Here is an 8214-nt window from a genome sequence, read left to right as displayed (position 1 = left end):
GCGACGTTGCCGAGTTCGTTGGCCAGCTCCAGCACGCTCATCCGCTGCTGCGCCACCTTGCTCGCCGCGTCGCGCGGCGCTGCTTTCTTCGCTGTCGTTGACTGTTCCATTGGATGTTCCTCCTTCCCAAAAATAGCATGGAAAGAAGGTTAAGTGGACAAATAGGATATGACTATGGACTTGCGGGCCTGTGCCACCATGTCGGACAAGGAACGTCTCACCTGCTAGATCGGCCCATGTAACGGCCGACTTCCCGGCGAGCGGATGCCGCTCCGGCAGCACCGCCAAGAGCGGTTCAGTCCATATGCTCCGGGAATGGCAGTCGGGCGGTTTGGGCGCACCCGCGACGAACACCACATCCAGCCGGTCGGCGCGAAGCTGCATCACCGCTTCGCGGGCTGTGCCTTCGGTTATCTCGACTACAACGCCGGGATGGTTTTCGCGATACTGCCCGATCAACTCGGCAAGGAAGCTGCCGGGGATCAGGGCATGGATACCTATGCGCAGGCGACCACATTCTCCCGCCGCCGCCATGCCGGCCGTCTTCACGGCATGGTCGAGATGATCCACTCCGGCCGCGATCCGCTCGACGAAGTGGCGTCCGGCCTCGGTCAGCCGGACGCCGCGTGCGTGACGCTCGAACAGGAGGATGCCAAGGTCTTCTTCCAACGCCTTCACACGGGCGCTGACGCTGGATTGCGCCACGCCGAGAGCATGGGCGGCGTGGCGGAAGTTCAGATATTCGGCGACGGCAAGCGTCTGGATCAGCGACGCAAGAGGGATACGTCCACCCAGCAGTTGTGGTACTTCACGCTGACCAATTTGCTTCACCTTCCGCCTGCGCATCGGGAAAGCCTATCTGCTACTCACGTTGCCTAAGTTTGAGCAATCAATCCCAGCCCCTTTCGTGCGCCTGGCAAAATCGTAACGGCGGTTATAAGGTCTTCGCTTGCAGCCCAAAGCTGTCCGGCCCTCCTCACATCTAGGGCATATGATTTCACGCCATCTGCAAAAGGATTCGGTGTGTCATCGATCGGCGCCACCGAACAGTCTTCGAGATAATGACCTCCGATAAGGTCCGCATCTGCCACGAATGCAGCCCACACTGACGTTGCCGCTGCTTGGGGGACGTCTTTCAATTCGGCAGGCGTTAGACCAGCATCTGCCCGCGCTTTACCGACGTTGTCCAGCAGGCCCTGTACATCATCCACTGACAGATGGCGCGTGAGACCAGTGCCGCCACTGTTCCCCGGCATGACCGAAGCGGCGCGGATGCCACGCTCACGAAAGCGCCGGTCGAACTCCACGGCAAACAAGGCGGTAGCCGTCTTCGATCTGCCATAGGCGATCCAAGGATCGTAGGGCTGTTGCTCGAAATTCGGATCGGAAAGGTCAATATCGGCGATCCGGTGGGCTTGAGAGGAAACGACCACCAATCGCCCTCCATCGACGAGCAACGGCTCGATGCGGCTCACCAAGGCAAAATGTCCAAGATAGTTGATTCCGAACTGGAGTTCGAAGCCATCGGTGGTCCGCCCAAACGGAGTCGCCATGACGCCAGCGTTGGCAATGATGACGTCGAATTTCCGTTCATCGGCCAGTAGCCTATCCGCGCAGGCATGGATGCTTTGAAGCGATCCCAGATCAAGTTCGATCAGTTCCAAGCTGCCACCTGCTTGCAAGGCCGCGTCACGGACAGGTTCAGTTGATGCTTCAGCCTTTGCCAAATCTATGTCCGCACCCACAATGTTTGCGCCATGAGATGCCAGCGATCGGCCAGTTTCCAGCCCTATGCCTGATGAGATGCCGGTGATGAGAACCCTTTTTCCTATGAGATCAATGCCGGCAAGTACCTCATCAGCCGTCGACTGCGCTCCGAATTTCTGTTTCATCTCTATTTTCCTTGAGTCGTTTTCATTTTACGGAATGATGTTTGTCGCTCAGATCTGGTAGCCGCCGGCCACATCCAGCGCGTTGCCGCTGACGTAGCTTGCGTCGGGACCAGCTAGGAAGCAGACGGCGGCGGCCACTTCCTCCAAGGTCGCGATGCGCCGGATCGCATGGAGGTCCATCATCGCGTCCGGCACATTGTGGGCAGTGGCCGCAGCCATATCCGTCGGCATGATCCCGGGCTGCACGACATTCACGGCGATGTTGCGCGGGCCAAGGTCACGTCCGACCGCTTTCGCATACCCCGCGATGGCCGCCTTGGTGCCCGTGTAATCGGCTGCCCCCGGAAATGCGGTGCGGCTGACGATGGCCGAGCCGATAAAAATGATGCGGCCCCCATCGGAGATTTTCTGTGCAGCAGCCCGCGTCGTCGCGACCGTACCCAGCACATTGACCCGCCACATCCGATCCATTTCAGCGTTGTCGAGTTCGGGATCGTCAACCAGTCGACCCTGTATGGCTATAGCTGCATTGTTTACGAGGATGTCGAGACGACCAAAATGAGCGATTACCGAATCGATCAAGGTTCCGGCGGCCGAAAGATCGGCCTGATCGTTTCTAATCGCGAGGGCGCGCACACCCATTGCCTTCAGTTTTTCAACGATGGCATCTGCTTTTTTGTCGGATGCCACATAGCTGATTGCAACATCCGCACCACGTTTCGCGAGAGCCTCGGCGATGATGGAACCGAGACCGCGAGAGCCGCCGGTTACGAGAGCAACCTTGCCTGCTAATGAATCCTGCATGATGTAACCTTTCGAGATTGCGTACATTCCTGTCCGCTCGTTTGAGGATTTTTTTGCACGACGTCAGGGAATGCGGATAGGACGCGCGCTTACCAAGTTGACCTTCAACTCCGGTGCAGTCTGATGTTCGTGAGCCATCCAAGCGGGCTGCCCAGGTCCGCTGCGCCAAGATTCGCTCAGCGGACTGTTATCAACAGTGTCGAATCCAAACTGGTCGTAGAGCTTAGTCACCAGCCGCACCGCTTCGGGATAGTTGCTGGACACCGAGAGGGCATGGCGGCCGGGCGTCCCTGCAGGTCTTGCCGACAGGAAAAGACGCGGTGCCTGAATATGGGTGAAAGCCTTTGCGACCTTCGAGGTCGGCAGTTGTTCCTGGCGGAGTTCGTGAACGGTCTTCTCTCCAGAATCGATAACCGCGAAATGACCATCGCGCCAAGACATGTAATTGTTCGTGTCGAGCACGACCTTGCCCGCAAGCTGCTCGACCGGCATGTCGTTGACGAGCTTCAATGGGACCGCGATTACAACGAAATCACCGGCTTCGGCGGCTTGAGAGGCAGTTGCGGCACGCGCGCGAGGACCGAGCTCGGCGACTAGGCCACTTAATGTTTCAGGCTCGCGGGAATTGGCGATAACGACCTGATAACCAGCCGTGATAGCTGCTCGTGCGATTTGGCTACCGACCTCGCCAGCCCCGATAATCCCGACGGTCGTAGGCGTTGAGGAATGCAAGGGAACAATGCTGTTTTTCACGGCGGACGTCCTTCAATGTTCGCCATCGATATGGCTCGACGGATGACCACACAGCCATCTTGAGCAGAACCATCCGATTACGTAATGATCGTTATCGTAACGATCATTACGTACACTAGACACAGCTTGTCAAGCGGTTTAATAATGGTCGTTATGAAAACAGAACCTGAGCAGGACTGATGGGCCGCCGCCGCGAATTTGACCCGGAGAAAGCACTGGACGCTGCACTTTGCGTTTTTTGGCGCAAGGGCTATGAAGGCGCATCATACGCCGATCTAACAGAGGCGACTGGCGTAGAGAGACCAGCGCTTTACTCCGCGTTCGGCAACAAGGAGACCCTATTTCGGCGGGCTTTAGCGCGGTACTACGAGCGGTACATGGACTTCATACCAGAAGCGCTTCGACTGCCGACATCCCGCCAAGTCGCTGAACATATACTATACTGTTCGGCTGACCTCCAAACTCGTTATCCTGATCGCCGCGGATGCTTGAACATCAACGGAGCCTTGGCAGGATCAGACAACTCGAGCTCTGTGAGACAAACGCTGATCGACGTTCGCGCAGAAGGGGAGACCCAGCTTCGTGAGCGTTTCGAGCAATCTAAGGCAGAAGGTGACTTGCCAGATACGGCTGATCCGGCAGTCCTCGCGGCATTCGTGATGGCAGTGGGACATGGAATGGCTGTGCAGGCAAAAGCTGGTTTTAGTCATGATATGCTGAAAGCTGTTGCAGAACACGCTCTCTCTGTGTGGCCCGTGGGTAATGATGCGTCCACCGCGAGGTCAAACTAAGTTCTCTGAGTTCACCCTACACACCGGCCGTTGGCCTTCCTCTGCAAAAGAGGATATCGACTGCCTGCGATCGATCACAGCTCACATTAAACGCGACACGCAGGCTGATCTCAGCGAGCATGCCTATATTCGTGGCGTTGGGGCAACCGCATGAAGCCGTTTTCAACGGCCCACTTCATACTTTAGCCGGCCATTCATTCAAAATATCATTGATCGTTTCAGCCAATTGAACAGGAGCTTCAAGGTGGGCAAGATGTCCTTGTCCTTGCAAGCTAACCCGCCGCGCACAATTCAGCATATCAAGATATCGATTTGCAGCCGTCCCGTATGGCTCGTTGCCCTCATTTAAACTGCCTACGATCATCGTAATAGGGGCAGTAATGGACGCATATTCTTCCTGGTATGGCTCGTGCCTATTGATAGCTGAAAGCTCGATCGCCGCAGGAGTAGCAAGATATCTTAATTTGTGCCATGCATCTGTTTCACGTAACGCCTCTATATGTGCAACTGACATCCCTCCTATTTCGGCTAATATAAACTCTACAGAACTATCGAGATCGCCCTTATCTATCCGATTCCAGAGGGGCTCTACAGCATCCCCGACAAAAGGACGGCAAACCGGCTCGTATAATACAATAGCATCTAACCTATCCAGATTTTTCGCCACCTCGGTAGCGAGAAGTCCGCCATAGCTCCACCCGAAAAGAATGTAGGGAGGCTGTACATGGGATAGAAGTGAACATACGTCGCCGACTTCGTCTGCGACCGTTGAATCCCGAGGAAGGTCGCTGCTCGGTACGCGTCCTCTTCGATTAATGATTGCAATCGATCGATTACTTTCTAAGGCGATGGCGACGGGCAACCATCCCTGTGCGTCCGTCATTGCACCAGGGATAATCACTATCGTTCCTCCGTAACCGGGGCGAATGAGCGCTGAAACCCCATCAATATTTAGCCACTTAAACTCATTTTCTCGTTTCATAAGTAAATCCGCAATTTGAGCTAACATTATGAGAAAACATCACGCCGCCTACGCCACCTTCATTCTCTTAGCTTTTCTAGTTCTGTCACCTTTTTGAAGGATTTTAATGCCGCGATGTTCTGCTGAAACGACACGTCATTCGTTTTTCGGGGTCCGAGCGATTACTTTTATTTCAAATGCGAATCCCGCGAGCCAAGTAACTCCGATTGCCGTCCAGTTCGGATATGGCGGGGCAGCAAAAATCTCGTTCTTAACCGCCATCACCGTTTCCATCTGGTTTTCGGGATCTGTATGAAAAGTCGTAACGTCGACAATATCTTCATAGCTGCAGCCTCCAGCCTCCAGCGTGGCTTTGAGATTGGCGAAGGCCAGGCGGACCTGCTCACCAAAATCCGTTTCCGGTGAGCCGTCCGCACGACTGCCCACCTGACCTGAGATGAATAGAAAATCTCCTGAGCGGATCGCTGCGGAATAGCCGTGAGCCTCATACAGGGCATGGCGATTTGCGGGAAACACTGGATCGGGTTTAGTCATGACATTGAACCTCTGTAAAAATTGAATGCGCTTAAAAGGCCAAATACATCCCGTGTGATGGCCAGGATTTAAACGCTGCTAGGCGGAGTTTATTTAAGTGGCTGCTTCATTAAGGAAAGTACGCATTAAATCCGCGACTTCCTGTGCATGGGTCTCCAGAGCGAAGTGTCCGGCATCCAGTAAGTGTATCTGCGCATCTGGCAGATCACGCCGATAGGCCTCTGCACCTGCCGGAATGAATGCCGGGTCGTAGCGCCCCCAAGCCGCCAGCAAAGGCGGACGATATTTACGAAAGTATGCCTGAAAATCAGGGTAAAGCGCCACATTGCTGCGATAATCAAGGATCAAGTCGAGCTGTATTTCCTCAGCTCCGGGACGCGCCATATAGGCAATGTCGAGTTCGTAGCCGTCCGGCGAAAGAAGAGCGGGATCCGCACCGGTGCCATATTGCCAGTTTCGGATCGTGTCCGGCGAAAGCGAGTCGCGGCAGGCTTCCCGATTGGCATCGGTGGGTTCTCGCCAATAGGCTTCCCACGGGCCCCATTCATCGCTGAAGCCCTCTACGTAAGCATTACCGTTCTGCGAGATGATCGCGGAAACCTTTTCGGGATTACGCATGGCCAGTCGCAGTCCGACGGGAGCACCGTAGTCAAAGACGTAGAGAGAAAATCGATCCAGCGACAATGACTGGGTAAAACCTTCGATTACCTCCGCGATATGGTCGAACGTATAATCGAACCTGTTTCGCGGCGGAGCCTTAGTCTGCCCGAAACCAGGTAGGTCTGGCGCGATCAGCCGAAAGCGATCGGCGAGCAAGGGGATCAGATCGCGGAACATGTGGCTGGCTGTGGGAAAGCCATGCAGTAGCAGGATCACAGGCGCGTCTTTCGGTCCCGCGTCGCGGTAAAAAATGTCTACGTCACCAACCTGCTTGAACCCATATCGTGTTGTCATTGTGCAAACCCTTCCATCTTTCAGTGAATGGTAGTGCATTTCGGATTGTGAAATAATAAGGATATTATGAAATGTTGGATTTCAGGATTGGAAATAATAATGGACCGTCTTGAAGCTATGTCGATATTTTTGACTGTTGTTGAGACCGGCTCGCTCGCTGCCGCCTCCCGCAAGCTGGGACGCTCTCCAGCATCGGTGACACGGGCCATTGCTCAGTTGGAGGAGAGCGCTGGCGTGCGGTTGATCGAACGAACGACACGACGCTTCGCCGTTACCGAGGCCGGCACTCGTCATGTCGAAACCTACAGGAAGATGCTCAACGAACTCGCACACTTGGAAGAGCGGTCGTCAGATGCCAACATCAGCGGCACTGTTGTGGTTACGGCACCCGAGCTTTTTGGCCGTATGAGAGTGATGCCTGTAATCGAAAGTTTCCTCGCGCTTTATCCCGAAACACAGGCGCGGCTGCTTCTCATGAACCGCGTGGTCGACCTTGTGGGTGAAGGCGTGGACGTAGCTATTCGACTGGCGGACCTACCCGACTCCTCAATGACCGCGATCAAAGTGGGTGAAATACGCAGACTTACATGCGCCGCTCCGTCTTACCTCGCCCACAATGCGCCTCCAACCAATCCCTGCGAACTCGCGTTCCACTCCTGCATTGGGTTGAACGAAGCGGGTTCCCAGGAGTTGTGGCGCTATCGTGCGGGCGCCGACGGGCGACGTAACCGTTCCGTTCGTGTCAGATGTCGCCTGACGCTGAATAGCGCGGGTGCAGCGATTGACGCTGCCGAGCGCGGAATGGGCATTGTGCGCCCGCTATCCTATCAAGTTGAAAGGCAAATGGCGGCGGGAACCCTCGTAAGTCTCCTTGACGAGTACGAACCGAAATCAATCCCGGTGCATCTGGTGTTCCAACCGCGCCCGTTCCACGGTGGGGCCCTGCGCGCCTTTATCGACCACGCCGCACCCTTGCTTCGGCAGTCATTCGGCACAGATTTGCTTTGATAAGCCGGGGTATCTGCGGAGGGTTCTCCGACAATTATATGCGACGTGTGCCAATCGCACCGCCACGCAGTGCACTGTAGCGCGTGCCAATTCGACTGTCGTTCGAGCAACATTTTTGTGTTCTATCGATGGTCGCCCAACACTCTGCGCGGCAAGCTATGAAACATTGGGGTGCAAAGGAGCATTATCTCGTAGCAACTATGCCGCGAAGCTAGGTCGAGATCGAGCCTGAGTCCCAGCCCGCACTATTTCCTGTTAAGCGCTCGCCTTCGTTTGAGAAAATGCTCGCTTCGCTGCTTCTATCTTGTCGTTGTTGGCGATAGCCCAAGCTCCCAGTGTCCACTTAACCTTCTTTCCATGCTACTTTTGGGAGGGAGGAACATCCAATGGAACAGTCAACGACAGCGAAGAAAGCAGCGCCGCGCGACGCGGCGAGCAAGGTGGCGCAGCAGCGGATGAGCGTGCTGGAGCTGGCCAACGAACTCGGCAACGTCGC

General features: G+C 55.4%; 8 protein-coding genes and 3 pseudogenes. 3 read left to right on the top strand and 8 right to left on the bottom strand.

The features are described from left to right. The 5 genes and pseudogenes from P2G67_RS16230 to P2G67_RS16210 all read right to left on the bottom strand — a co-directional run. A pseudogene (locus P2G67_RS16230) lies at positions 1 to 110 on the bottom strand (IS481 family transposase); the annotation flags it as partial. 136 nt (positions 111 to 246) lie between these two features. Then, a pseudogene (locus P2G67_RS16225) lies at positions 247 to 846 on the bottom strand (LysR family transcriptional regulator); the annotation flags it as partial. 29 nt (positions 847 to 875) lie between these two features. Beyond that, complete coding sequence (locus P2G67_RS16220) at positions 876 to 1892, bottom strand: SDR family NAD(P)-dependent oxidoreductase (RefSeq protein WP_275824348.1); 1017 nt, start codon at positions 1890 to 1892, stop codon at positions 876 to 878. Between the two features lie 48 nt (positions 1893 to 1940). Beyond that, positions 1941 to 2723, bottom strand: coding sequence for an SDR family NAD(P)-dependent oxidoreductase (locus P2G67_RS16215; RefSeq protein ID WP_322099731.1), 783 nt, complete (start codon positions 2721 to 2723; stop codon positions 1941 to 1943). Positions 2724 to 2759: 36 nt separating this feature from the next. Further along, positions 2760 to 3449, bottom strand: a complete 690-nt coding sequence (locus tag P2G67_RS16210; RefSeq protein ID WP_275824346.1) for an NADPH-dependent F420 reductase — start codon at positions 3447 to 3449, stop codon at positions 2760 to 2762. A gap of 179 nt (positions 3450 to 3628) precedes the next feature. Between P2G67_RS16210 and P2G67_RS16205 the strand changes: the two genes are divergently transcribed. Further along, positions 3629 to 4240, top strand: a complete 612-nt coding sequence (locus P2G67_RS16205; protein ID WP_275824345.1) for a TetR/AcrR family transcriptional regulator — start codon at positions 3629 to 3631, stop codon at positions 4238 to 4240. A 175-nt stretch (positions 4241 to 4415) separates the two neighbouring features. Here the strand turns inward: P2G67_RS16205 and P2G67_RS16200 are convergent, their stop codons facing one another. The 3 genes from P2G67_RS16200 to P2G67_RS16190 all read right to left on the bottom strand — a co-directional run bounded on the left by P2G67_RS16200 (position 4416) and on the right by P2G67_RS16190 (position 6710). After that, a complete protein-coding gene (locus tag P2G67_RS16200; protein ID WP_275824344.1) occupies positions 4416 to 5222 on the bottom strand; it encodes an alpha/beta fold hydrolase in 807 nt (268 codons plus the stop codon). Positions 5223 to 5357: 135 nt separating this feature from the next. Then, positions 5358 to 5756, bottom strand: coding sequence for a RidA family protein (locus P2G67_RS16195; RefSeq protein WP_275824343.1), 399 nt, complete (start codon positions 5754 to 5756; stop codon positions 5358 to 5360). Between the two features lie 93 nt (positions 5757 to 5849). Further along, complete coding sequence (locus P2G67_RS16190) at positions 5850 to 6710, bottom strand: alpha/beta fold hydrolase (RefSeq protein WP_275824342.1); 861 nt, start codon at positions 6708 to 6710, stop codon at positions 5850 to 5852. A 99-nt stretch (positions 6711 to 6809) separates the two neighbouring features. On the opposite strand from P2G67_RS16190, the gene P2G67_RS16185 reads away from it, so the two are divergent. Together P2G67_RS16185 and P2G67_RS16180 are read left to right on the top strand one after the other, a co-directional pair. Beyond that, the gene (locus P2G67_RS16185; RefSeq protein ID WP_275824341.1) at positions 6810 to 7718 is read left to right on the top strand and encodes a LysR family transcriptional regulator; all 909 of its coding nucleotides are present in this window, start codon (positions 6810 to 6812) and stop codon (positions 7716 to 7718) included. A gap of 386 nt (positions 7719 to 8104) precedes the next feature. Continuing rightward, positions 8105 to 8214 (top strand): annotated as a pseudogene (locus tag P2G67_RS16180) (IS481 family transposase); the annotation flags it as partial.

The organism is Aquibaculum arenosum (assembly GCF_029222965.1).
GTDB classification, from domain to species: domain Bacteria; phylum Pseudomonadota; class Alphaproteobacteria; order Kiloniellales; family DSM-21159; genus Aquibaculum; species Aquibaculum arenosum.
This window is presented reverse-complemented; position numbering and strand designations above follow the sequence as displayed.

Bases quoted from the DNA above. Each gene is read 5' to 3' on its own strand.
- P2G67_RS16220 (WP_275824348.1), bottom strand. From the start codon at position 1,892: ATGAAACAGAAATTCGGAGCGCAGTCGACGGCTGATGAGGTACTTGCC.
- P2G67_RS16215 (WP_322099731.1), bottom strand. From the start codon at position 2,723: ATGTACGCAATCTCGAAAGGTTACATCATGCAGGATTCATTAGCAGGC.
- P2G67_RS16205 (WP_275824345.1), top strand. From the start codon at position 3,629: ATGGGCCGCCGCCGCGAATTTGACCCGGAGAAAGCACTGGACGCTGCA.
- P2G67_RS16200 (WP_275824344.1), bottom strand. From the start codon at position 5,222: ATGAAACGAGAAAATGAGTTTAAGTGGCTAAATATTGATGGGGTTTCA.
- P2G67_RS16195 (WP_275824343.1), bottom strand. From the start codon at position 5,756: ATGACTAAACCCGATCCAGTGTTTCCCGCAAATCGCCATGCCCTGTAT.
- P2G67_RS16190 (WP_275824342.1), bottom strand. From the start codon at position 6,710: ATGACAACACGATATGGGTTCAAGCAGGTTGGTGACGTAGACATTTTT.
- P2G67_RS16185 (WP_275824341.1), top strand. From the start codon at position 6,810: ATGGACCGTCTTGAAGCTATGTCGATATTTTTGACTGTTGTTGAGACC.